20 protein-coding genes and 5 pseudogenes are annotated in these 24,906 nt (G+C 53.2%); 13 read left to right on the forward strand and 12 right to left on the reverse strand.

Annotation, left to right across the window (positions count from 1 at the left end; all coding sequences use genetic code 11):
• Nucleotides 1-774: 774 nt before the first annotated feature.
• Nucleotides 775-1,966: pseudogene (gene tnpC / locus ACA048_RS10660) on the forward strand (IS66 family transposase); the annotation flags it as partial.
• A gap of 1,113 nt (nt 1,967-3,079) precedes the next feature.
• Here tnpC and ACA048_RS10665 read toward each other — a convergent pair.
• From ACA048_RS10665 to ACA048_RS10710, 10 genes are all read right to left on the reverse strand, one after another.
• On the reverse strand, nt 3,080-3,682 hold the full coding sequence (locus ACA048_RS10665; RefSeq protein ID WP_497629065.1) for a transglycosylase SLT domain-containing protein: 603 nt from the start codon (nt 3,680-3,682) through the stop codon (nt 3,080-3,082).
• 231 nt (nt 3,683-3,913) lie between these two features.
• The gene (locus ACA048_RS10670; RefSeq protein WP_497629066.1) at nt 3,914-4,414 is read right to left on the reverse strand and encodes an outer membrane beta-barrel protein; all 501 of its coding nucleotides are present in this window, start codon (nt 4,412-4,414) and stop codon (nt 3,914-3,916) included.
• A 105-nt stretch (nt 4,415-4,519) separates the two neighbouring features.
• A complete protein-coding gene (locus ACA048_RS10675) occupies nt 4,520-5,491 on the reverse strand; it encodes an EAL domain-containing protein (RefSeq protein WP_497629067.1) in 972 nt (323 codons plus the stop codon).
• A 338-nt stretch (nt 5,492-5,829) separates the two neighbouring features.
• Nucleotides 5,830-6,798, reverse strand: a complete 969-nt coding sequence (locus ACA048_RS10680; protein ID WP_497629068.1) for a helix-turn-helix domain-containing protein — start codon at nt 6,796-6,798, stop codon at nt 5,830-5,832.
• A 187-nt stretch (nt 6,799-6,985) separates the two neighbouring features.
• A complete protein-coding gene (locus ACA048_RS10685; protein WP_497629069.1) occupies nt 6,986-7,384 on the reverse strand; it encodes a hypothetical protein in 399 nt (132 codons plus the stop codon).
• Between the two features lie 206 nt (nt 7,385-7,590).
• Nucleotides 7,591-7,890, reverse strand: a complete 300-nt coding sequence (locus tag ACA048_RS10690) for a hypothetical protein (protein ID WP_497629070.1) — start codon at nt 7,888-7,890, stop codon at nt 7,591-7,593.
• A 276-nt stretch (nt 7,891-8,166) separates the two neighbouring features.
• Nucleotides 8,167-8,649: a hypothetical protein gene (locus ACA048_RS10695; protein ID WP_497629071.1), complete on the reverse strand. Its 483-nt coding sequence runs from the start codon at nt 8,647-8,649 to the stop codon at nt 8,167-8,169.
• Nucleotides 8,646-9,467 (reverse strand): winged helix-turn-helix domain-containing protein, encoded by an 822-nt coding sequence (locus ACA048_RS10700; protein ID WP_497629072.1) that lies wholly within the window; start codon nt 9,465-9,467, stop codon nt 8,646-8,648. The genes ACA048_RS10695 and ACA048_RS10700 overlap by 4 nt, the downstream gene beginning before the upstream one ends.
• 549 nt (nt 9,468-10,016) lie before the next feature.
• A complete protein-coding gene (locus tag ACA048_RS10705; RefSeq protein WP_497629073.1) occupies nt 10,017-10,478 on the reverse strand; it encodes a hypothetical protein in 462 nt (153 codons plus the stop codon).
• Nucleotides 10,479-10,620: 142 nt separating this feature from the next.
• Nucleotides 10,621-11,301, reverse strand: a complete 681-nt coding sequence (locus ACA048_RS10710) for a DUF3313 domain-containing protein (protein WP_497629842.1) — start codon at nt 11,299-11,301, stop codon at nt 10,621-10,623.
• 532 nt (nt 11,302-11,833) lie between these two features.
• On the opposite strand from ACA048_RS10710, the pseudogene ACA048_RS10715 reads away from it, so the two are divergent.
• From ACA048_RS10715 to ACA048_RS10725, 3 pseudogenes are all read left to right on the forward strand, one after another.
• Nucleotides 11,834-12,089: pseudogene (locus ACA048_RS10715) on the forward strand (alcohol dehydrogenase catalytic domain-containing protein); the annotation flags it as partial.
• Between the two features lie 78 nt (nt 12,090-12,167).
• Nucleotides 12,168-12,375, forward strand: a pseudogene (locus tag ACA048_RS10720) (DsbA family oxidoreductase); the annotation flags it as partial.
• Between the two features lies 1 nt (nt 12,376).
• Nucleotides 12,377-12,715: pseudogene (locus tag ACA048_RS10725) on the forward strand (putative sulfate exporter family transporter); the annotation flags it as partial.
• Nucleotides 12,716-12,956: 241 nt separating this feature from the next.
• Here ACA048_RS10725 and ACA048_RS10730 read toward each other — a convergent pair.
• On the reverse strand, nt 12,957-13,991 hold the full coding sequence (locus tag ACA048_RS10730; RefSeq protein ID WP_497629074.1) for an AraC family transcriptional regulator: 1,035 nt from the start codon (nt 13,989-13,991) through the stop codon (nt 12,957-12,959).
• A gap of 263 nt (nt 13,992-14,254) precedes the next feature.
• Between ACA048_RS10730 and ACA048_RS10735 the strand changes: the two are divergent.
• The 7 genes and pseudogenes from ACA048_RS10735 to ACA048_RS10765 all read left to right on the forward strand — a co-directional run.
• Nucleotides 14,255-14,869, forward strand: a pseudogene (locus ACA048_RS10735) (RND family transporter); the annotation flags it as partial.
• Nucleotides 14,870-15,260: 391 nt separating this feature from the next.
• On the forward strand, nt 15,261-20,042 hold the full coding sequence (locus ACA048_RS10740) for an RHS repeat-associated core domain-containing protein (protein ID WP_497629075.1): 4,782 nt from the start codon (nt 15,261-15,263) through the stop codon (nt 20,040-20,042).
• Complete coding sequence (locus ACA048_RS10745) at nt 20,042-20,401, forward strand: hypothetical protein (protein ID WP_497629076.1); 360 nt, start codon at nt 20,042-20,044, stop codon at nt 20,399-20,401. The genes ACA048_RS10740 and ACA048_RS10745 overlap by 1 nt, the downstream gene beginning before the upstream one ends.
• Nucleotides 20,402-20,602: 201 nt before the next feature.
• Nucleotides 20,603-21,106: a DUF2247 family protein gene (locus ACA048_RS10750; RefSeq protein WP_497629077.1), complete on the forward strand. Its 504-nt coding sequence runs from the start codon at nt 20,603-20,605 to the stop codon at nt 21,104-21,106.
• 137 nt (nt 21,107-21,243) lie between these two features.
• Nucleotides 21,244-21,663 carry a hypothetical protein gene (locus ACA048_RS10755; protein WP_497629078.1) on the forward strand — a complete coding sequence of 140 codons (420 nt, stop codon included), beginning with the start codon at nt 21,244-21,246 and terminating at the stop codon, nt 21,661-21,663.
• Nucleotides 21,664-22,112: 449 nt separating this feature from the next.
• Entirely contained in the window at nt 22,113-22,436 is a 324-nt protein-coding gene (locus ACA048_RS10760; protein ID WP_497629079.1) for a hypothetical protein, read from the forward strand.
• A 230-nt stretch (nt 22,437-22,666) separates the two neighbouring features.
• The gene (locus tag ACA048_RS10765) at nt 22,667-22,957 is read left to right on the forward strand and encodes a hypothetical protein (RefSeq protein ID WP_497629080.1); all 291 of its coding nucleotides are present in this window, start codon (nt 22,667-22,669) and stop codon (nt 22,955-22,957) included.
• 90 nt (nt 22,958-23,047) lie between these two features.
• On the opposite strand, the gene ACA048_RS10770 is transcribed toward ACA048_RS10765, so the two are convergent.
• Nucleotides 23,048-23,257 (reverse strand): hypothetical protein, encoded by a 210-nt coding sequence (locus tag ACA048_RS10770; protein ID WP_497629081.1) that lies wholly within the window; start codon nt 23,255-23,257, stop codon nt 23,048-23,050.
• Between the two features lie 318 nt (nt 23,258-23,575).
• On the opposite strand from ACA048_RS10770, the gene ACA048_RS10775 reads away from it, so the two are divergent.
• Complete coding sequence (locus tag ACA048_RS10775; RefSeq protein ID WP_027921432.1) at nt 23,576-23,791, forward strand: TOBE domain-containing protein; 216 nt, start codon at nt 23,576-23,578, stop codon at nt 23,789-23,791.
• A gap of 74 nt (nt 23,792-23,865) precedes the next feature.
• Nucleotides 23,866-24,894 carry an ABC transporter substrate-binding protein gene (locus tag ACA048_RS10780; RefSeq protein WP_497629082.1) on the forward strand — a complete coding sequence of 343 codons (1,029 nt, stop codon included), beginning with the start codon at nt 23,866-23,868 and terminating at the stop codon, nt 24,892-24,894.
• Nucleotides 24,895-24,906 lie beyond the last annotated feature (12 nt).

The raw sequence follows: 24,906 nt of genomic DNA on the forward strand, positions 1-24,906 counted from the left end.
ATCAATAATGGAAAAAGCAACCTATGCGGTTTATGGGGTTTTTTAGTGTGTGATATGGGAATGACTTATTCACTGCATTTATCTGCCCGCGCGATTCAAGAGGGCGCTCTCAGCTGTTTGAAGCTCGACGATTCCCAACAAGATAAGTGCTTTGAAAAAATAGGTCGTCTCGCCGCCGGTCTCAAAATCGACGCCGTGACTATTTCTGTTCTATAAATGTTTTTAGCCCCCCTGCAAGCTTGGGGTGCTAGGGGTCGAGTGTTCGAATCACTCCGTCCCGACCATATTATTCAATGACTTAGGCCAATGTTCACAGCATTGGCCTTTTTCATGTGCGTGAGATTTACGTGACGCCTCGATTTTTCACGCTCGTTTCCTTTCAAGATTGTTAGCTGGCGGCTGCTAGTTTCCACGTAAGCGTCCAGCCAACACACCTTCCGAACTCCAGCATTAAGGGCGATGGTGTCCGCGTATTTTTAAGCGGACGCGATAGCCCTTAACGTCAGGATTTCCATGCGCCAACGAAGCGAAGCAGAGCAGAAAAACCTGGCACTGCAAACTGCCTTTATTCCGGTCAAGGCATCGCCGTCCACATCACCTCAAGCTCTCGCTGCCAATATCCGCATCGAAGTCCCCCACTTGAAGGGGGCGGTCGTTGTGAGTTGGCCGGCGGATAATGCAGCGGCGTGTACCGCTTTTCTCCGCGACTTACTGCGATGATCCGCATCGATTCGATCTGGCTCGCCACCGAGCCGATGGACATGCGCGCGGGCACTGCCACCGCAGTTTCCTCGCACGCTGATCCATCATGAACCGGACAACAGCCACTGCCAGTGCGGCTGCGCCCTGAAGCGTATCGGCGAAGATGCCAGCGAAAAGCTCGACTACACGCCCGGCGTGTTCACCGTCGAGCGCCACATCCGTGGGAAATGGGTCTGTGAACAATGCGAAACGCTGATACAGGCGCCGGTACCGGCGCACGTCATCGACAAGGGCATCCCGACAGCGGACCTGCTCGCCCACGTCATGGTGGCCAAGTTCGCCGACCACCTACCGCTGTATCGCCAAGAGAAAGCCTTTGGCCGCGCCGGGCTGCCCATCGCCCGTTCGACCTTGGCGCAGTGGGTGGGCAACTGCGGCGTGCAATTACAGCCGCTGGTTAATGCGCTGCGCGAAGCCGTGCTGACGCACGGCGTCGTCCACGCTGACGAAACGCCGGTACAAATGTTGACGCCTGGCGCGAAGAAAACTCATCGCGCTTACGTTTGGGCCTATGCCTCCAGTCAGTTCTCCGATCTGGCGGCGGTCGTTTACGACTTCAGCCCGAGCCGTGCTGGCGAACATGCTCGAAACTTCCTTGGCCACTGGAATGGGAAGCTGGTCTGCGATGACTTCGCTGGCTACAAGGCAGGCTTTGAACTGGGCGTCACGGAGATCGGTTGCATGGCCCATGCACGCCGAAAGTTCTTCGACTTGCATGCGACCAACAAGAGCCAGATCGCCGAAAAAGCGCTGCACTACATCGCGGCCTTGTACGAAGTTGAACGAGAGGCACGCAAGCTGGAACCGGGTGTCCGGCAGCGAATACGGCAGGAAAAAGCAGCGCCGATCATCGACGCACTTCATACCTGGATGATCGCCCAGAGGCAGCTTGTGCCTGAGGGATCGGCCATCGCCAAGGCGTTGGACGGCACTGGCTCGATATCTCGATGACGGTGCTGTGCCCATCGATAACAACTGGTGCGAGAATCAAATCCGGCCGTGGGCACTTGGGCGCTCGAACTGGCTGTTCGCTGGCTCGTTACGTAGCGGTAAACGTGCGGCGACGATCATGAGTTTGATCCAGTCGGCGCGGCTCAACGGGCATGATCCGTATGCTTACTTGAAGGAGGTTCTTACACGCCTGCCGACGCAGCGTGCGAGTGAGATTACCGAGCTGCTACCGCACAGGTGGGCGCCCGTTTAATCACGCAAGGTGTGTTAGGCGGACGCTTACTGATTGAGTAGTAATCACATCGGTGAATCCGAATGCGTTTTGGTTGCAACGAACTGCTCATCGGATTTTTAAGATGCTCACTTGATCTAGTGGCTAGTAGCCGCTATTCCTTAAGTCACTGACATGTGGACACTACAGGGAAAACCAATATGGCGAGATTCGTTGTTGTCCCCTCGATTCCAAAGGAAACCGGATCAACCCGTAGTGGGGCACGCTTCTACTGCACGACGGCGCCTATAGATTTCGACATCTACGATAATGAAGGTAAGTGCAGGCTAAAAATCTGCTATCCGACACGAATTGAGGCCAATGCAGAATGCGAACGGCTGAATTCGGAAATTCTTGAAAGCACGCTTGCTGAATACTCATGCGTTAACTAATCATGATCTTCGACACCCAGAGCAGCAACGGCGTCGCCAGAGTGAACGCTGTTCATGCCCGGCGCTTGTTCCCGATTATAGATCAGTGCTGTGCTAAAGCATCCACTTCATCAGGATATGAGAGGCGATCCAGGGTGAAGCCTCGGCTACGCACCATGCAATTGTTAGAGTGACAGACAAGTAAGCTGCGAAAAACTTGATCACTGCACGCGTTTCCATCGCCCTCATCCCCTTGATGCGATTCATTTCCGTTGGACGCAATTCAACGCTCGCGGTTCAATACCGGTCATCGCGGGAATTCGGGGCGTGCCTGATTCCATGTTCATCCGGTAAATGGCATCCGCTAAAGCGTCGCGAATTCGCAGAGGGGCACCTGCGTGGAATACAAGCGGGTAGGGGATAGGGAGTCCGAAAACAAAAAGCCCGCACATGGCGGGCCTTCTGTATGGGGTCAAATCCTTTTGTTTGCTCAATCTGCGCTCCATTATGTGAGCGCTTCGTGAAAAGTATGTCGCAGGAACGAAAAAGCCCGGCGCAGTCGCCGGGCTCTTCATGTACGTAGCCAAATCCTTTTGGCTGATCGCATTGTGCCGGGTGGATGTGACGACGGTGTGACAGGGTCAGAAATTGAGCAATTCGATCTGCGCCGCGAAACGAAACGACGTTGCCAGGTGCCTCTTCGGTAGATGCTGATCAGTCGGTGTCAAAACCAGCTGCGATCATCCTCCAGCTCCTCTCGGCACTGCTTGAGCTGCGCATCGAAGTTCTTTGACTGCTGCTCTACTTTGCGTGCCACCTGCATCAACCATGGCTTGCTGCGATAGGTGCCACGACGAAAGCCGCCACGCCCTTCATGGTAAGCCAGGTACTGGTTGTAGGCGTCCGCTTTGGAGATTCCAAGCTGGCTGTGGGTGCCAGTGGTGTACCAGCCGATAAACATGATCGCGTCATCATAGTTGTCCCGTGAGCCGCCATTGCCGGTCATATCCTTATACTCACCCCAGACAGGGTCTAAGGCTTGTGCATAACCATAGGCAGAACTGACTCGCCCCCAGGGAATCACTCCAAGCACGAAGTCACGGGGAGGCATTGCATCGGAGACGAAACTGCTCTCCTGCTTCATGATCGCCATCGCAACGTGTTGAGGTGTGCCCCATTCTTTTTGCATCTCTAGAGAGTCTTCGTACCAGTCAGGGTACTCACGATAAATATTGCACAGATTATTCTGATCTTTTGGCGGTGCCGTCGTGCAGCCCGTCAAGATCGCAAGTACTAGTAACAGTGCCCAAATTCGCCCTTGTTTCATCCATAGCCCTCAGAATAAGGGCGTTAGTAGCCCTCCGCTTGCAGCACAGAACCTGTGTAAAGCAGACCATTCGATGTCACGGCGCAATTGATAGGGCGCCAGCGAATGCCGACTGCCGGAATGGCAGATTTGCCAGTGGTGACGCGCGGCACGACAGGGCAAGTCCGGCGAGGATGATGGTCTCAGGGTGTGCGTTGAGCGACCCGCATGGCCGCTCAATGCAAGTTGGCGTTAAAAGAGAATAAAAGCAGAGGCCGTTGTTTGATTCAGGTTGATGTCACCGACCTCCAGTACTTCATATTCAGCGCGGATACCAATGTTGCGAAACACATCAAATTCAACACCGGCACCGTAGGTCAGATCCACCCCAGTGTCATCATCGCTGGCATTGCCGTCAGCATCCCAGGCATGAGCTCCGACGCTGCCGTAAAGGCGTATCCGGTCTCCCAGCGGAAAGCCGACATGGGCGCTGGCCTGGACAGATTTGCCATCGAAATCAAGATTCTTGTCTTCGAATTGGCCGAGATCAACGAAGGCGCCCTCGAAGGCCAGATAGCCGTTGAGACGATAGCCGGCAAAAATTTTATAGCTGGAGTCTTCATCGCTCAGATGGGATTTGTCGGTTTCAATGTTGCTTACGCCAGCTCCAAGATACAAACCTTTGTCATCCGCGAGTGCCTGAAAAGACAGCAACGAAAGCAGTGAAACGAAGCCAAGGTTTCGGAATAGCATGTGAGGTGGAGTCCTTCTACTGGTTGTCGATTGTGAGGTGTTCGCCGAGAATTTGAGTGATCGCGAAGACTGATAGAAGTCATTGATTTATATTTTTGAGTCACTTCAATCAGTGTGGGGACTGATGTTCGCTGGGAATTGAAAATACCGTCTTGCCAATGCACGAACAGGGAGCTCTTTGGAAAACAACCAGCCTTGCGCCAATAACACACCTTCTGAAGTCAAGTGCGGTAGTTGCTGTTGATTTCCGACGCCCTCGGCGACGACATTGATTTTTAGAGTCCTGGCGATTTTGGCAATATGTCGCCACAGAGCATCCTTGGCAGCGATGGTGTCGTGGTTGATGAATGTAAGATCTATTTTCAGTATGTCGACAGGTACTGATTCGATGAGCGAGAGGCGGAAGTAGTCGGAGCCGACTTTATCAATGGCAATACGATGCCCGCATGCTCGAAGTCTGTGCAACTGAGCCGATGCGATTTTTTGGTCTAACAAGACTTTTTCGGTAACTTCAAAGACGATGGCGGTGGCTGGCAAGTTGTACGCTGCCATGATGTTGGCCACAAAGTCTGGAAAGGTGGGATCGAGAATGTCTTGAGCGGAAAGACTGACTGTGATGTAGAAATCCTTGCACGCCCAAAGATAGGTGCAGTAATCCTCCGCAACCCGGCGTATGACCGAGCGCGTAAGCTCGCAGATCAAGTCGGACTGCTCTGCCGCCGCGATGAATACGTCCGCCGGAATGGTGGCTCCGTTAGAGTTCCAGCGAGACAGCGATTCGGCACCAACCAGGTTACCCGTCTGCAAATTAACTATAGGTTGGTAGTGAACATCCAGCTCATTCGCCCTTATGGCCTTGCGAAGCTGAATGGCGGTTGAGGTGTAATACCTTTCAATCTTCCGTGCACTGTAGAGCAATGCCCCCAGCATAAACGCCAGGGTAATGAATAACTTCCATCCGAGAGCCAGGTGCTCAGCAAGACTCCCGGTACAAAACCATGCGACCGAGCCCGCCGCAGCCGTTACGCATAAAGCTACCGTTTGCCCTCTAAGCAAAGCTTTATATGCCGCAATCATAAAAACTCCGAAACACATGGTTTCAACTTGGTGGGTGGTGGTCTGAGGGATTAAAGGTGCGCCTGTTAATAGTCAATCAACCAGGCCAGTGCCACACCACATAAATAGGCGAGAAGACAAAAGATGATTTTTTGCTTAAGCGGCAGTGAATTTAATCGATAACGCATGCTTACCCCCTTGAATTAGAAGTAAGCAATGTTGGTGGTTCAGATGGATGGATGAAAATTATTGATTGTTATTTTTGGGAATTACGTCGTCTAGGCGGTGCGCTTGTTGCAGTGAATGAAAAGCGCCTGCAGCACCCCGAATGAGTAGCGTCACCTTGCCATTTATAATACTCAGCAGTTGGGCGCCGCCAATTTTATAGCGTTGCGCCTGGTGGTTTCGGAGGGAGTCACTCCATAAGCATCCTGGTAGGCCTTGGAAAACCGACTTAGATGCTGGAAGTTCCAGTGCATTGCAGTTTCGGTAACCGTTGGCCATGTGTTACGGATCAAGTCTCGGCGGACATTGGCGAGTCTTAAATTTCGAATGTAAGCGATTGGCGAAATGCCAAATGTTTCGACGAATCCATGATGCAAGGTGCGAGTTGTAGTCTCAAGCTGTTTTACTAGCGCCTTCATGCAGAGCGCCTTTTTCAGGTTGTCATGAATGTATTCTATCGCTGCCATCGCGACCTTTCTTCTGGTCGGGATTTTTAGCGAGGAGCGACCAGCAGGTGTCAGTACCCGGAGTAGAGAAATCAGCAGCGCACTTTCAATGGCTGAGGTATCAGAGCGGTCGCGCTGTTCTAAAGGTGGATTATTGACGTCGTTAACACACGCGTTGATGGCTTGGATGGCAGATTGAATTAATTTGAAATTTGCAACCTGAAAGCGGTATTCCTTTCGCTTTGCAAGCACATCGATAGTTGAGTTTCTTTCCCGGCACTGTTTATAGTGATCTAAAGTTGTGGTGAGTGTGAAAAGAGTTTCATTCGGCTCGCAAGTGTAATGCACGGGCTCGTCGCTAGTCAGTACGATGATTTCGTTAGGTCGTAATTCATGATTATTTATAGTGGGTCGACCAACGGAAGCCTGTGAAATGGCAAAGATGACATAGCCATGAGGTACAGAGCTGATAATAGTCACCGCTGAATCAAACTCCAGTCGACTGCATTGGAGTTTGGGGCTATTAATGAGCTTATGCTGTCGAATGCTTGCTTCACGCTCTGATGGGACAAAGCTCATCACCCATCGGCCAATTGTTCTATGGGATTTGTCCGCAGGCGTAGAGGTTACACGAAAGACTTCATCGGGGATGCTCATGGAGTTGAACGCTCTTCAGCTAAATGGATAGTGCTAAGCAATGTGTGTCAACGACTGTGGTGTCGGCCGTTAATGCAAATCAGTCGGGAGAGTTTTACGAGCTATCCATTTGATCGCACCTTGGCAGTGACGTCCATAAAAAATAAGCGCTGAGTGTAACAACTCTTTTACTTCTAGATTTTCACATTCAGCGTATTGAATATGACGCAAACGCGCCTGACTCGACTGTAGCGCTGTTGTCATTTTTTTCTGTCAATGACTCCGGCATCAGCTCCAACGCCGCTGAAAAAACGTACACATCGCTCAATGGTATATCCAATAGGCTTTGAAGTTTGCACGGCGCTATTTTCGAACCAAAGATGGCCGTTTTTTGACTTGTTGGACCGATGGCTGCAGCATCAAAGGCAAACAAGTCATTGACACGATAGTTGGTGCAAATTTTATATCTGGCTTTTTCATCGCTCAGTTTTTTTTTGTTGCTTTCAATACGTGTCAGGTCGGCACTATGAGGTTCGTCTTCATAGGCCATGGCCTTGACAGAAAGCAATACACCAAACGATACGGTTGCGATGTTTTTTAGCTGCATTGACGTGCTTTCCTTATTAATGGCTTTTCAGGCAGAGCATAGTGTCAGCCGCATCACTGCCACGGCTTGGCCTGTGAATAGTCTCGCTCCAACGAGGCTTATCAAAGTCAAAAACTCATATTTTCGGAGTGGCCGCTCTATTTGCAGATGACGTAAGGGGCGGCTTTCACTGTATTGAGAGGCTACGCAGCCAGAAAAAATTATTATCAAAGTGGAATGAGTGAAAAATCTTGACGCTCATTAGTCGTATTTTGGGGTGGGGAGGGGCGGTGGTCGTTTGTCGCCTCCTCCTCCTCATGGAACTCATTTTCAGAGTAGATTTTCAGACGCGACAATTTTAGTTTCTCATTCGGACTCAATTCTATTTCATAAATCTCGATTTCCGCGCTACCGATAGAGTATTCATTGTGGGCAATCGAATGAAAGGGTATTGCAGCCAGAGATAGAGCTACCAGGATCTTGGGTATCATCGATTTTACGGCTCGCAAAAAAATGTTTGTTTTCATCTACCACCCCAGGAAAAGTTGTTTTGAAGGAGTATGAAGCTGAAACATAACTTTATAGACTGTCATGAAATTTATTTGGAGAAGCCGGGAGCCGGTTTTTGTGCTGAGAGATAGCAGGCACGGCTCCGGAACTATAGAGGAGAGACTTTGAAGGGAAAGGGCGCTTGACTCAAATTAGTAATTATTATTTTTTGTTTGAGTCGGCTTTCGCGACGCAAGGAGTATCAAGTCCTGTTGTCTGGCCGAATGTGCGTGACGTGATTGGCAACAGATGGTTTAGTGATTCATGCAGCGCAAGCGGCCAAAGTCGTGCACATAAAAGCATACGGTTTTTTTATCGTTGGTAGGGATTAATTCGTAGTTTAGAACAGCGCCTTCTTGCAGAGCGAATTGGCGTCTGAAAAAGAGATCGGGTGTTTTTTCAATGGCGAATAGCTCGTCATCCTGGCTAAGTTTGACGTTACTTACTTTTATCTGAACGTGATGATAGCTTTCTCGGATGACATCAGCCGTGATCGTAGCGTTGCGAATCTTTCCGTTCAGGCTTTCCAGAGTGGTTTGCGTAAGTCGACCGTGCCCGATGGTCAGATATTCTTCAGAGTTGAGTTGATTTAAATCTTCGAGCCATTGTCGAGTAATAGTTTGATAACTGGTATTTTCCATGTAATAAGATGGCGAATACATCAAAGAGAAAATACAGGCAGCGTTGATAATTCCCAACACTATCCAGTGAACAATTGAAGGTATTGTTAGCTTCATGGCGTTGCTTCCAAACATTGTTGGATCATCAAGGCGAGGTCTTTTTGGTCGCTATTTAACTGTAAATTTGCAGTGCTTAGGTCCGGACGAACGCACGAAACGGAATAGTTTGTTTTAAAGAGATTCAACCAAACCTGACCCTTTAAATTTGGCGAAAGCTGTTGAACCTGTTTAGCCGAAAGATCCCGCAGTGATTGAGCTTCTGCGACGCTGTTACCTACTGCATGGATGACTAATTCGTTCACTTGTACACTGGAAATTTCTATTTTTGGTGTGTCGAAGCCCGAATGGAAACCAGTGTAGGCGCATACTCCCAAGGTCAAGATATAAGCGACTGACAGGGATTTTTTAATGTAAGTTGATTTTATGGTTTTTCCTGAAGTCTCCAGGAGACCATCAAATTCGGTTGGCGGAAGCGCTTCAATGGCGGGCACAGAAGGTTGCACGGCTTCATCGGAAGGCGTCGGCATGTCTGTTTGTGCATCGACAACATAGTGACGGTTGAAGCAATAGCCTCTTCGAGGAACCGTCATCAAAATCTCGTGATCTCGACTGTCATTCAAAATGTTTCTAAGTGAGAAAACGGCCTGATTCAAACTGCCGGAGGCGACGACGCGGTCATTCCAGGTGTAGTCGATGATTTCCTCACGGCTTTTAGTCTGACCGGGTTCCATAAGGAGCAGGTCCAGTAGACGCGATTCAGCTCTACCTATCGTGGTGTTTTGCACATCTCCAAAGGGTGTCGTGATGGAAAGCAAGGCGGTGTCTGGGTCAAAAACGGCCATGGCACCATTTTTCAACTTGAAGGCGTAACGCATGAGAATCCTTCGTTCAGGTGGATCTGGCTGGCTATTAAGACAGTTTTGATAGGCTGGATTTGACGTAATACATATTTGTCAGGGGATGGGCTACGAGCGGGCATGAGCGGAAGGTGCAGAGAGAGCCACTAGACAATGCTGGGACAGCCTATCAAAAATCTCACTGGAATCAAGCAAGGGTAATCCACGGGGGTTCAATCGAGGTCCATGATGATGCTCGGTACGAATAATGTGCGCTATCCGAAAACTGCAAGGCAGGGGGGTTGAGACTGAGTTCTATTTGACACACAAGCCTGCGGTTTGGCTGAACTGATTCCCATTTGCTGTCGGGATGTTTTTGACCCTCAAGCAGATTGCAGCCATGCAGTTGAGTGAGATACAGGCGAGGGCAGGGGATAAGGGAAGTGAAGTGACTTCAGAGGCAGGGCGAACTTAAATTGTTGATCGCATAACTGGGTAATTACATCGGCACATCAATTAAGTTATCCGGGAAAATTGTCAGTTCGCAACGTTGATATCGGGGCATTCGAAGAAGAATAACCGTTGGGATCAAGGCAAAACGTTGTAGCCACGCTGTTGCAGGCAACTGCTGTACACCGAGTTGTTGGCGGTGATGCTTTGCTCGGTCGCTCCACTGTTTTGTCTGCGCTCCTGGCGTTGTCTTGATGCCCCGACCACCGCGCCAGCTACCGCTGCGCTGTGCGCACGGTTCTGGCGATAGTCTTGCTTGATATCGTCGTCGATCTGGTCATAGACGTTGTCATGTTGCCGGCCCCGAACTTCCGCTGCCGTGGCCCCGGCGACCGCCGCAGTGGTAGCGCCTTTGACTCGACCACCGGATGGCACTGTGTTTTGTATCGGGAATTGAGCATTGGCCTGTGATTGGCAAGTGCTGGTGTCTTGCTGAATTGTCTGGGACGTTTGCCCTTTTAGTGGAACCACCGTCACCGCCAACGCGCCAGAACTGGCGAGCAACACAAATGACGATAAGGTAAAGGTCAGTATTTTCATCAAGTCGGACTCTCGTTAGAAATCGTTACGTGGCCTAACCGTTTGTGTAGAGAGACGCGGCTCAAACCCCATGCTCGCGATGCAATCCCATGACAATGGATGGCAGGCAATTCAACGTTTGCAATGGGGTATAACGCGGTTATTACTGCTTGGAAAGCAGTGCCTGCATGTCGCTCGTCATCTCTTTGAGTGCGGCCTTGAAGTCATTGGCAGCTATTGGCTGGCTGGCATTATCCAATGTCTCGCCGAACACCTTGCGTACCACCTTGACGACCGGCAAACCGGTTTTTGCATCGATCAGGTCGGCTTCGATATACATTTCGGCTGTCTGATCGCGATGCCCGGTGGCTGCTTGTGTTGCCCCGACAATTGCAGAGATCGGTACGGCCTCATACCAATGCATGCCCTCGTTGGTGGCGCTGACTTCGGTGATCGCCGCATGCAAGATCAATGTCCGCGAAGCAGAGGGTGCTTGCTGTGCATCCGAGACGATTGTGTAGGTGGGGGCAAAGGCGCTCTTGACGCTGTTGCTGGCCATGGTCTGAACGTCTTGCAGGGTTTTCAGGTTGATGCGATCGCTCGGCTTCGGCGCTGGATACAGCTCTACCTGCTTGAACACGACAGTGGAATAAGCGTGGGGATCAAACCCTGGCTTTATCCAGCGCAGCACCTTTTTTTCGCTCGGCGTAGTTTGCTCTTCCAGTCCCTGATAATTGGCCAGGAAGCCTGAATATTGCTCCTGCTGCGTGACCTTCGAGACACAGCCGACCTGCAACACGCTACTCAAAGCAATACCCACAATCCATTTATTCGACATGCCCATGTGTTCTGTTCTCAAGTGATGAAAGTTGTTATTCAGTTTCCGACCTGGTCCCAGGTGCTGACCTGAGCTACGCAAAGCGCGAGCTTGTACGTCGGTCAATGCGGGGCGCATCCTGCCCGCAGTGGCTGGATAATCCGAATCAATAACCCTCAAAAACTATTAAACTGAACCGCCAGAGTGTGTCCGTCCCGCAGCCCCCTATGGCAGGCGGCTATTCGCGCAGAACGTATCGGTCTGCTGAGTAAGCCCTGATCGCAAAGGCGGCAGGTCATTGTTGCCGCATCATGTCCATTAATATCTGTTGACCAGCAATTCTCCTGTCAGGCGATGCCGCGCGCATTGATGCAGAGGCTGAACCACCATCGCCCGACCATCCGCCACAGGCATCCATATCTCGCAACACCGGGCCTCTGTCACGAAATGAAAAGCCATTGTCGTCTGATGAGAAGCGGCTCCAGAGGCAGCATCCTACAGTCCAATCAGCGCAATTCGACGCAGCAAGCCAACATTGCAGATTGGAGAATAAGAAATCATGGCCAAAGCCGTTCGCTTTTACGAAACCGGTGGTCGAAGTCCTTCGTTATGAAGACGTCGAAGTCGGCGATCCTGGTCCAGGCCAGGTTCGTCCTCGTCATGTAGCGGTTGGCCTGAACTATACCGACACCTACTTTCGCAATGGCACCTACCCGATCCCTATGCCAAACGGCATGGGCGTTGAGGCTTCCGGCGTGGTCCAGGCCATCGGCGAAGGCGTGACCAACGTTCAAGTGGGTGATCGCGTCACCTACTTACCAGAAGGATATTGCCCGGCTGGCAGGTGAGCATGTCAACGATTCGGTAAGTGAAACTGCGGTAGAGGTGAAGGTGTGAGTGGTCGTTTACGTATTGATGTGTTTTTCGATTTTATCTGCCCTTGGTGCTTGATCGGAAAACGCCAACTGGAGCGCGCTTGAGTTGCTGCGCTTGCAGCAACCGGAGGTGCTGGTGACCACGGTGTGGCATGGGGTGCAGTTGCTCCCACACATACCGGCACAGGGTGAACCGTTCGCCGAGTTCTACCTCAACCGTCTGGGCGCGGGTCGCGTTGCTTCTGCCGGTGATCGTCTGTGCGGCCATGGTTACGCGCATGCAGGGCGCCGACACCGCAGGCAAGCGACCGCCACTGCTGCCGTGGTTCGCCGTCGGTTTTCTGCTGCTGGCTTGCATCAACAGCACGGGATGGATAGCGCCCGCCGTGCAAGGCACGGTCAATGAACTATCGCGCTGGTGCCTGGTGGTGTCCATCAGTGCCCTGGGCATGAAGACTCAGCTCAAGGAACTGGCCTCCATCGGCATCAAGCCCATCCTCCTGATGGTGGGGGAGACGGTGTTCCTCGTCGTCCTGGTGCTGCTGTTGCTGCACTGGGGGTTCTGAGCCCGACCTGAATCGGTTTACGGCAGTGCCGCATCGCGTTTGACTCCTCAGCGCTTTTCGGCACTCGGTCGGTGTCACAAACACCGGCTTTTTGCGGCGACTGTACAAGCAGTCGCCGTTTTTTATGGACCGGATTCAGAAATAAAGACAGGACTTGAATGATGCCTTCCGGCGTCAGCCCCACATTCAGGGCTGCGCTCGGGTTGACGGTTAATTCAGGGGGATCGTTGATACGACCCGCTCAGAATTCTTTGGTGTTGGAGAGAGGTTTTGAGGTGGTTTGCTTTTGCGCGCGCCAAGTGGCAGGCGGCATGCCGAACTGGGTGATAAACCAGCGTGTGAAGGAACTCGCCATGGAATATCCGAGCATGTCGGCGATACGCCCCAGCGAATAATTCGGATTCTCCAGATAACGCTGGACCAGATCGCGGCGCACGTCGTTGATCAGGTCGTTGAAGGCGCATCCGTCGTCTTTCAGGCGACGTTGCAGCGTCCGCACGTTCATGCCCTGGGTCTGGGCGATCTGCTCAATGGTGGCGCGCCCCATTGGCAACAGCACGTAAATGGCTTTGCGCACCTCGAACAGCAACGACGGTCCTTCATCGCTCAGCAACGAGTCCAGGTAACTCTGCGCGTAACGTGCCATGGCCGGGTCAGCATGGGAGTTGGTCGCGGCCAGGCTGGCATTGGGGCAGACGATGCCGTTGAACTCGCTGCCGAACTCCAGCGTGCAGCCGAACAGGCGACGATGCAGTTGCAGATTGTCCGGAGGCTGGTGCGTGAAATTGACGCTGTAGGGATGCCAGTGCGCGCCGAGCAAGGCCGCGCACAAACGGAACATGACACCGATGGCCAGTTCGTTGGCTTGCCGGGAGGGCATGGGCGTGTCGGTCACCACCTCCTCGCGAATGATCACCATCTTGCCGGCCTCTTCAATGAAGATCGCCAGCGAGTCGTTCATCAAGTGACGGTAATGCACCACGACCTGCATGGCGTCCCGCAGCGTACGCTGGTGAGTGAGCAGCAGGCTGACCACCCCGAAATCCGAGAGGTGGCGCGACTCGGCCATGCTCAGGCCGAAGCTCTGGCAGCCACTGGCGGCGGCTGAGTCTTCCAGTACGCGCACAGCGGAATCGATGGGAATCCGATGTTCCGGTGCTAACAATTGAGCCCTGCTCAAGCCACTGGCTGCCAGTACATCGCGCGGGTTAAACCCCAGGTACTGGGTGACCTCCAGGTAGTTGGTCAAGACGGCGGCGCGAACAAGCTTGGTCATGCGTGGGTCTTCCCTGGGCCGCTGAAGGTGGAAATGAGCGTGGCGACTTTATCCAGCACGTCATGAAATGGAAAGTTGTTGCGTAAGCGCCGGCGAGCGCCCGTTGCTTCCTCTAATCGCCCCGTCTCATCGAGATAAAACCGCTCACGTATTGATTACAGTGGCCTTGGGCAAACCTGCTGTGGTTTTCGACCAGCGGGCACCTCATGTCGGCACCGTGAAATTTGTCATGAAAAGAAAAGTGACTGACGTCCAATGAAAAGCGCCACTTCCTGGAAAACCGCCAGTCGCTGCGTGGTTTGGGCAACTCGGTACGCGTGGTGGTGGAAAACACCCAGGGCGACATTTTCGACCCTGAATACCTGGACGTGCTCAAACAGGTCAACGATCAGTTGTTCCTCACCGAGGGCGTCGACCGGGCCTGGATGAAGTCGTTGTGGAGCCCGTCGGTGCGCTGGACCGAAGTCACCGAGGAAGGTTTCCAGGGTGGCTCGGTGATGCCCGACACCTACCAGGGCAACCCCGAAGAAATCGAGCAACTGCGCCAGAACATTTCCCGTGCCGGTATCGTCGGCAGCCTGGTGGCCAGCGACTTCAAATCCAGCATGTTGATCGTGCCGCTGATGGACAAGGCCTCGGCCACTGGCCAGAGCATCTACTACCATCAGTTCTCGCAGATGCTCGAAGAGCAGTTGCGCGACAAGATTGAATATGGCTGTGACAGTGCCGCGCGCAAGTCCGGTGAAGAAGGCAAGGGCCACTACAAGGTCCGGGTGATCGGTTTCGCCAAATTGATGGGCGACCTGATCGATGGCCTGATTCAGGTGATGATGTTCTTCGGCCTGGCCGTGATCACCTCGCTGATCATCATTTACGCCTAAACCCGTTGCGTGCACAGCAGCGATCCCCAAGCAGTTCAAATTCGTCGCCGAGATCCCCAAGACCAGCGTCGGCAAAATCAACAAAAAGCTGATTCAGGAAGGCGCGTCGAATTGAAGGTAGAAACCGCCGGATCCTGCCAGGTTCTGGCCGCCTCCTGAGGTAGAAAAACAAACGTGGCGTGAGGGAAACCTCACGCCACGTTTGCGTTTTGGCCGGCTTGTTGTTTGTTGATGCATATTTAAGGATTTTCCCTACAGGCATCGCCTACTTCTCTGACTTCTTTCCTGACTGATCCCCTGCAAAGTCTCGCGCGCCCCATTTTCTGCGCGAGGGATTGCTCATGTTCGACCCGATTTTTCACTCCACTCCATGCCGTTCGGTGCGTTGATGACCCACATCGCCCGCATCGAGCAGGAACTAGACAGTTTTCCGGACACGCTGACGCTTTACCGCGAACAGCTGAAGCATTGGTTTAACCAGAAGGCGGACCAAGCCAGTCGTGCGGCTGACTTACCGTCGCTGATGGGCATGGAGCGGGTGATAAAACTCGGTAATACGACGACTGCGGTGAGCAGTGGCGACGATGAATTTTTATCCAGTGTTGCGCGGTGTCCAGACGGCGGGATTCTGGAGATCGAGAGCAAGTTTGAGTCGGTTTATGACATTCCGTTGGGGAATATTTCGGTTGATGTGATTGCTGTTGATGGCGGCGAGAGCACACCGGTTTCGCTCGATGAAAACGGAAAAGGACAGTTCGAAGGGACTCCCGGCAAGTTCTACCGAATTCATGTTCACAGCGAAGTTACCCCGACGCAAATCGAAGACCTTTTCTCCTCTTATGACGGCCTGACCAAAGAATTGGACGGCTGGCTGCGCGGTGAGTGGGCAGGGTTTAAACCGCAGTGGTCGCAATCGACCTTTGCGGCCGCCGGTAACGGAATGCGCGCCGGGAGCTGGGCGGCGGTGGTCGGAGTGTGGGACAGCCTCAGCCTGCTCTCGGACATTCTTCAGGACCCTCGAAAGTTCGCTGAGCGGTTGGGCAGCGGTGCGGACCACTTGGCCGAACTGGCTGAAAAATTCCCGGCCGCGATGGAGAAGGTTCAGCTGCTGGCGAGCGACGAAGCGGCGCTGTGTTTGTTGTTGCGCACCGCCAGCCTGTGGCTGGAAATGCTGCCACCCAGCGAGGTCGCCGGTAAAACGGCCGAAGCGGTTTCAACGGCCGTGGTGCAGTTGCTCATCGATATTCTGATCGGGATTGTCCTGACTTTCGCCGGTGCGGGGGCGGGCGTTGCCTATCTGGGGATGCGTCTTGCCCACTATGGCGCCCGGATCGTCAGCGCCGTATTGGGTTTCGTCAAAGCGATCTTCACGATCATTAACAGCTTCATTTCCTACGTCGATCGTTACAAAACCGTCGCCGCGCGCGGTGTCGCATCGGGCCTCAAAAAAGGCCGCATGCAACTGCGCTGGGATGCCAAACGCAACACCACGCTCAAGCAAAACGAACACCACGACAACGTCCCGGATCAGGCGAAAAATCCCAACGGCGACAGCACCGACTTCGCTGCTAAAACCGCGACCAACAAATGCCCGGTGTCGATGGTCACCGGCGAAGAACTGCTGACCCTCACCGACGGTTCTCTGGACGGCGTCCTGCCGTTCGACTTCACCCGGCTCTATCGCACCAGTGCCGCCGAGATCGATTGCGGCCTCGGTTTCGGCTGGAGCCATTCGCTCTCCCATCACCTGGAAATCGACGGCGACAGCGTCATCTGGATCGACCACGAAAACCGTCGCACCACGTTCCCGCTGCCGTCCGCTGAACGCCCGGCCATTCACAACAGCTTGTCGCACGCAGCGATTTATCTCGGGGCTGAACCCGAAGAACTGATCCTCGCCCAGGCCGGTGACGACGCGCAGTTTTATCACTTTCGCAACGGTCGACTCACGGCGATCAGCGACGCCTACGACAACCGCCTGCGCATCAGCCGCGACCGCCAGGACCGCATCCAGCGCCTCGACAACGGCGCAGGCCGCGCCTTGTGTTTGCGCTATGAACGCAGCCATCTGGTCGCCATCGACTACCAGGTGTTTGTTCCGGCGCCGACCCTCGAGGCGTGCTGGAAGACCGAGCAAACCCTGGTCAGTTATGCCTACGACGAACGCGCGCAACTGATCGAAGCGAGCAACGCCGTCGGCGAAAGCGAGCGCTACGACTACGACGACCAACACGTCATCCTCCAGCGGCAACTGGCCGGTGGGGCGAGTTTCTTCTGGGAGTGGGAACGGTCCGGCAAAGCGGCGCGCTGCATCCGCCACTGGGCCTCGTTTGCGCAGATGGACGCGCGCTATGTCTGGGATGACGCGGGCAGTGTCACCGTGCACAACCTCGACGGCAGCGAAGAGGTTTACGTCCACGACGAGCGGGCGCGGCTGGTGCGCAAGGTCGAACTGGATGGCGGCGAACAGCTCAAGGCCTACGACGATCAGGGGCGGCTGGTTGCCGAACAGGATCCGCTCGGCGCCGTCACCGAATACCGTTACGACAAAGTCGGTCGCCTTGTCGCGCTGATTCCGCCAGAAGACGAGCCGACGGCCTACGAGTACCGCAACGGTTTCCTGCACGCACGCTATCGCGGTAAAGCGGTCTGGACCTGGCAGCGCAATGCTCAGGGGGACATCACCGAAGCAACTGACCCCGACGGCCAAATCACCCATTACCACTACGACGACAAAGGCCAGCTGCTGTCGATCCGTTATCCGGACACCAGTCGGCATGTCTTCGTCTGGAATGGCTTGGGGCAACTGCTTGAGGAAACGCTGCCGGACGGTGGGCAGCGGCGCTTTTCCTACGATGCCTTGGGGCGGCAGATTACCCGTCAGGACGAACACGGCGCCGTCACCAAGTCGCAATGGGATGCCGTCGGCCGACTGATCCAGACGATCCTTCCCACTGGGGCGAGCCGCGCCTACAGCTACAACGCCTACGGAAAAATCACCGACGAACGCGACGAACTCGGCCGCATCACGCGCTACGAATACCTCGACGATCTGCACCTGGTCAGCCGCCGGCTCAATGCCGACGGCACCCAGCTGCAATACCGCTACGACAACGCGCAGCTGTTACTCACGGAAATCGAAAACGAATCCGGCGAGCAATATCGGCTGGACTACACACCCGGGGGATTGATCCGACGGGAAACCGGTTTCGACGGCCAACGTACGGCGTACGCCTACGACCTCAATGGTCAGCTGCTGGAGAAAACCGAGTTCGGTGCTGACGGTTCGCAGCTGATCACCGCTTACGAGCGGGACCCGGCGGGGCGGTTGCTGTTCAAGACGCTACCCGACGGCATCAAGGTCGAATACCGCTACGACAGCCTCGGCCGTCTGATCGGTGTCGACGACGGCCATGACCATCCGCTGGAATTCGAATACGACCAACAGGACCGGCTGATCACCGAACATCAGGGCTGGGGCACCCTGCGCTATGGCTACGACGCCTGCGGCCAGCTCAATCGCCTGCGCCTGCCGGACGGCAGCAAACTCGACTACCACCACGCCAAGGGCGGCGCGCTCACCGCCATCGACCTCAACGGCGCGCGGCTTACCAGTCACCAATTTGCCTTCGGGCGTGAGCAGCAACGCCAACAAGGCCAGTTGCTCAGCGACTATGCCTACGACGATCAGGGGCGTCTGCAGGCTCACGCGGTCAGCCAACAGCAGCAACCGCTGTATCGCCGCGACTATGCCTACAGCACCAACGGCAACCTCGACAGCATCGCCGACACCCGCCACGGCCAGCGCAACTACATCTACGACCCGCTCAACCGCCTGACCCGCGTGCGCCACACCCGCGACACCCCACCGGAATCCTTCGCCCACGACCCGGCCGGCAACCTGCTGATGCAGGACCGCCCCGGCGCCGCGAAAGTGCAGGGCAATCGCCTGCTCATGCAAGGCGACCGCCACTACGACTACGACGCCTTCGGCAACCTCATCCGCGAACGCCGCGGCACCGGGCAAAAACTCGTCACCGAATACCGCTACGACTGCCAGCACCGCCTGATCGGCGTCACCACCCCGGATGGCCGCTGCGCCAGCTACCGCTACGACGCCTTCGGCCGCCGCATCGCCAAAACCGTCGACGGCCACACCACCGAGTTCTTCTGGCAAGGCGACAACCTCATCGCCGAAAGCAGCCGCGAACACCACCGCAGCTACGTCTACGAACCCGGCAGCTTCCGCCCGTTGGCGATGCTCGACGGCAAAGGCCCGCGCAAGGCCTGCCCGTTTTACTACCAACTCGACCACCTCGGCACGCCGCAGGAACTGACCGATTTTGGTGGCGAGATTGTCTGGTCGGCGAAGTACAACGCCTACGGCAAAGTCACGCATCTGGCGTTCGGCGGGGGCGAACAGCTTGAGCAGCCGCTACGGTTTCAGGGGCAGTACTTCGACGCCGAGAGCGGCCTGCACTACAACCGGCATCGGTACTATGATCCGCAGGTTGGACGGTACCTGACGCCGGACCCGATCAAGTTGGCGGGTGGGCTGAATCAGTACCAGTACACGCCGAATCCGACGGGGTGGGTTGATCCGTTGGGGTTGAGCGGGAATTGCCCGCCACCGAATAAGCCTGGGTGTAGGGCGCCGGATGATACGACTGGGGTTAAGGTTGATGAGGGTGAGACGCCGCTGCCGAAAATGGCGGCTGAGCAGCGACGAGCAAGAATTGATGAGTTATCAGAGTCGGTTTTTTATAGGCGCTTGAAGGAAATGGAAGAATCGATTGATGGTGCCCATTTTCAGCAGAAACATGGAGCACAAACAACCTTGCAATCCCAGTTTGATCGGGTGAAGGAGGGCAGAAATCCCACGACAGGCGAAATAGAAAGGTACGAGAAAGGAAAGAAAAAAGGCGAGCCCGTCATTCCTTCAGCCGCGACGCGTTTTCTCAGTCATCGTGATCAATTTAATGCAATACAACGTGCTCAGTTAATTTTTAGGCAAAGTGGTATAGATGCTTCACGACAACCTATTGATATGGGTAAAAAAATAGGTGAAGGGTTTAAAAGGGAGGGATTGCAGTATGGTGAGCAAACTAGAGCGGTCGTCATATTGGACAAAAATGGTAAAGCTAAAACTTCATACACGGAATTTGACTGATGAATAGGCCCTATACACTGTGGAGTATACGAGGTCTGCTTTTTGTTTTTGATATTGAAAATACGCATGATTTGGAGCGGGAAGAGATTATCGTTTCGAAGAATGTGAATGATGATAAAGAACTTGCCGAGCTTTTTGACGCCTTGCTACGCACGGAATTTTTTATTTATAGTGAGCAAGAGCGCATTTCATTAATCGAAACTTTGTCTTATTTTTTAGAGGTGGGTAATAGTTTTGATGAAATTTTTTCAAAAATGGACACGTATTTTGATGATGAGGTTAAAGATCAAAGGCGGTTTATGACAGTTCTCATTAATTGTTTGGAACGGTATCAAGATCAAGGAAGTGGCGATAATTAATTCCTAAAGAAAGAAAAAATATGGTGTCTGAACCGCTTTTTACCAAAGGGGACTGCGAAGGGGCGGATTTATTTTGTTGCCAGCTTCGAAGGTGTTGTTATAGATCAACAAATAAATCCGTCCCCTTTTTGCTATATTCCGGATGGAAAAGTAACTGGAACACCAAATCAGACTCCATCCAGGCTACCTAAGTAGATGCTAATGAAAAAACTATTACTCGATGGCCAATACATATACAACAAAACCCCGTGGCTAAACTGGGCTGAACTTCTCTATGGGTTCGAGCACGGATTTATAGATGAAAAAGGAGTTTCGGAATACGCATGCGAAGCCTTAACTACTGAATCCTCACAAGAAGCTATTGAGCTGGCCTCACTGCTACTTGAAGAAAAATATTTGGTAAGCAAGCTACTTAAATCAATGGTAAACAAAGAGCCGTCACCCAAAACGGAAGAACCTGCAAAGCCTTGGATTTTTTTATTGCTTTCGTTTCTATTTGAGCATCAAGATGAGTATGAAGATCCACTTGAAATAGTGGGGGAGCTGTACGCAGACTTCGATTATCCAGTAGAGGTCTCCTCTATAATTAGGTATATGCCTCCTCCTGAAGGACTAGAAGGATCTGAAGGGCAACTATTTGAAAATTGGAAAGAGGTTATTCTCACCTACAAAGTTTTTTTTGAACAACAAAATAGATTCACCTAGCAACGATAAATATAGAAAATGTAAATAAATCTGTCCCGTTATTTTTCAACACTAAATGAAGATCTGAATTGGTTTGAAGTTAAGTTCGATAAGAATAATGTGCTACGGCCTTTTACTGGTTTTCCTTCGGAGAGAAAATGATGTTGCGAGATCCATTTCTAAATGAAGAATTCCAACCCGGTTTGATGTGGTTTATTGGCGTCTTTGATGTTTATGATCGCGAGGAAACTCGGGGTGCGGAACTGGAAGTATTTAGTCCTAATGATCGCTTTGACAGAGCGGAGCTGATCAAAAGATACAGCTTGAATCTAGGTTATTTGTCCTATCGACATAAGCTCGTGCTACTGGATTTTCTAGCGGAAAAGCTAAGCGATGCGTCTTGTGATTTTCAGAGTTTGTTTGATATAGATGAAGAAGATGCAGGCAGTTGGCCGCGTGGTGAGTGGTATGCATTGGAGGATCCCCGCGGATTTCTTCAAGATGTCTATTTGTTGGCTCAGGAGATCTGGAAGGAAGATGTTCTTTTAGCGAGCGTTGAAGATCGGGCCAGTTGGTGATGGAGAAGGTGGCGCCTGTCAGTCTGGAATCCCACCCTTCGACATTCTCAATGACAATTGCCAGCACTACGGAATGTTTAAGTGTTGTGTAAAGACCTCGTAACTATTACGAAATTTCCGGGCAAGCTCATCGGAAGTTTCCTTCAAGTTGTGGCGGCTTCCATGAACTGGTGGGCGATGGGTTGCAGGGATAGTCTTTGGCTGTCACCGCGCAAGTGGTGGCAGGGTGTAGGAGCCCTCTCTCATGATGCAACAGCTCTGTCGTTTGATTGCGGCACTTAACTCGTGTCCATATGATCGTTCGCGGCGGCTGTGCGCGGGACACGCTTCGGCGTGACCGAGGTTCATGAGTGCTCGGTACTCCTACTCCTACTCCTGCGCATGGCTGCCACCCAAACCTGTAGGAGGGTGTGTTTGGCAGCTCATTTTCATACTCATGGAATTTACAAATGACGACGCTAACGCCAGATCCACCCTACGAAAAACCAATCCCCCACCCCAAAAACCGCTTCATGGCCCTCACCAGCAACTGCACCGATATGCCCACGCTGTTCGTCGATACCCACGCGCCGCTCGATGTTTTATACGACGCCGCCAACTATCGAATCCGCGCCGTCACGCAGGTACTGGAGAACATGTCGATGCGCGGTTCAGTCGAGTGCGAATCCTTCATCCTCAGCGACTTTGCGCTGCTGTGCGCCATTCCATTGCGCGATGGCTGTGATGTGCTCGATGTAATTGGGCGACGGTTGCGGGACCGGCCTTCGGAGTAACGCTGCAATGATCGTTCCCGCGCTCTACGTGGGAATGCAGCCCCTGACGCTCTGCGTCAAATCGGTGCCAGGCTCGACACTGGCGTTGTAGCTGAAACGCGGAGCGTCCTTTGAGGCATTCCCATGCGGAGCGTTGGAACGATCAACATGTAGGCGCGGACGGTCGCCACTTTAGTGATCGCGAAATGACGACTAGGCTTAGCAGTGAGGCTTTCAGTGAGGTAGGCATTATGGATACTTACATCGTTTCCCACGCGAAAAAGGACCATGCCGGCAAATTTGTCGAGTTCACATGGAAAAAGGTCGATGGACACATGCACGCGGTCGGAGCCAGTGAGGTAGTCAGCTTTGACGAAGTCTGCAAAGCCCTGGCTAAAGGCGATGAAGTATTTGTTCACGATACGCTTGGGGGCAATGGAACGCGGGCATTCCTTGGCAACAATGCTTCGGGTGAGACAACGATCGAGCTTGAAGCCGATGTATCGGAACTTGAGCAAATCGGCGATATGCCCAGGTTCTGAACCCGGGCGAATGTTTTTCTGATGCACTGCATCAGTGCGCAGGAAGTGGTCACCAACCGGTTAGTGCCACTCCTCGCCAAGCAGGCACAGTCAGAGCAAGTAACCCGGTGTCTGTCCCAGGTGGTTGTCCTGCGCCCCAGCGATCAAGTGCAATGGAATGTGCTGCTGGTGTTCTTCCATGACGGGCACTTCGAAGCTACCGACAATTTGAATCTGTCGCTCACTCAATCCGGTCGACTCTTGTGCCTGTAATTTAGCCATTCTCGCGTGGTTCGCTGCGATTTCACTGAGGGTTGACACGTTAAATCTCCGGTGACTCACCAAGCGTTTCGCTGGGGTCCTTGAATGTTGAGTTGAATGTCGCTGCGTCAGAATAATGTCGTTTCCGGGCGACTACGACCGGCCTTTGCAAACCCCACGCCAGACGCTTTGACCATTTCGTCAAAGATTTGCCTATACGACGAATGGTTGTAAGTATCTTCGCAACCTGGATAACTCATATTCTAAAAAGGAATAAATAGATAATTATTTATTCCTTTTGTTGTTTGTGCAGGTGGTGCACTTTGAGGGCCTGCGCATCCGCACGGATGCGTCCGCCACCAGACAGGAAGCCTCATCATGACCATCAAAGCGATCAACGTCCGCAACCAGTTCAAGGGTGTCATCAAGGAAATCGTCCAAGGCGAAGTGGTGTCCGAAATCGACGTGCAAACCGCCTCTGGAATCGTCACCTCAGTGATTACCACCCGCTCGGTGCGCGACCTTGAGTTGAAAGTGGGCAGCGAAGTGATTGCCTTCGTGAAATCCACCGAGGTCTCCATCGCCAAGCTCTGAAGCCGCCGGTTTGTCATCAATGATCAGCGGCCTCGGCCGCTTTTTTTCGGCGTCCCCGTCACCTTGAGGTTTTCATGACGACACCTTTCAAGCGCAGCGCATTGAACCTGTTGGCCACTTCCGTGGCGGCGCTGAGTGCGTTACTTAGTCCCGTCGTTCAGGCCGAAGGCACAATCAGCATTGCCCAGCAATTTGGTATCGGTTACCTGATTCTGGATGTGGTACGCGACCAGCAGCTCATCGAGAAACATGGCAAGGAGCAGGGCCTCGACATCAAGGTCGACTGGAACAGCATTTCCGGTGCAACAGCAATGAACGAAGCGCTGCTGGCCGGTGCGCTTGATGTGGTGTCGGCAGGCGTGCCGCCGATGTTGACGATGTTGACGATCTGGGACCGGACCGTGGGCAAACAAAACGTCAAGGCCATCGCTTCGCTGGGGTCGATGCCCAATTACCTGTTGACCAACAATCCGAATGTGAAAAGCCTCAAGGACTTCACCGAAAAGGACCGCATTGCGGTGCCGGCGGCGGGTGTCGGTTTCCAGTCGCGCACTTTACAGATCGAAACGGCCAAACAGTTTGGCGCGGACAATTTCAAAAAGTTTGACGACATCTCGATCAGCCTGGCCCATCCCGATGCGACATCGGCGCTGATTGCTGGCGGTTCGGAGATCAACTCAAATTTTTCCAGCCCGCCGTTCCAGTATCAGGAATTGCAAAGCCCCAACGTACACAAGGTGCTGAGTTCCTACGACGTACTGGGTGGCCAGGCCACGTTTAACGTGCTGTACACCACTGAGAAATTCCACGACGAAAACCCGAAAACCTACAAGGCGTTTTACGCGGCGCTGGCCGAGGCCGAGAAAATCATCAAGGCCGATAAGCCGGCGGCAGCCCAGACCTATATCCGCGTGGAGCAATCGAAACTATCCTTACCATTGGTTGAGAAAATCGTCGGCGACCCGGAAATCGACTTTACCGTGGTGCCACAGCGAACCTATATCTACGCCGAGAAACTGCAGGCGTTAGGTGTGCTGAAAAACAAGGCTGACAGTTGGAAAGATTACTTCTTTGAGGAAGCACATGGCGGTGCAGGCAGTTGAGAAAAAATCACA

It is taken from the genome of Pseudomonas sp. LBUM1659 (assembly GCF_059716045.1).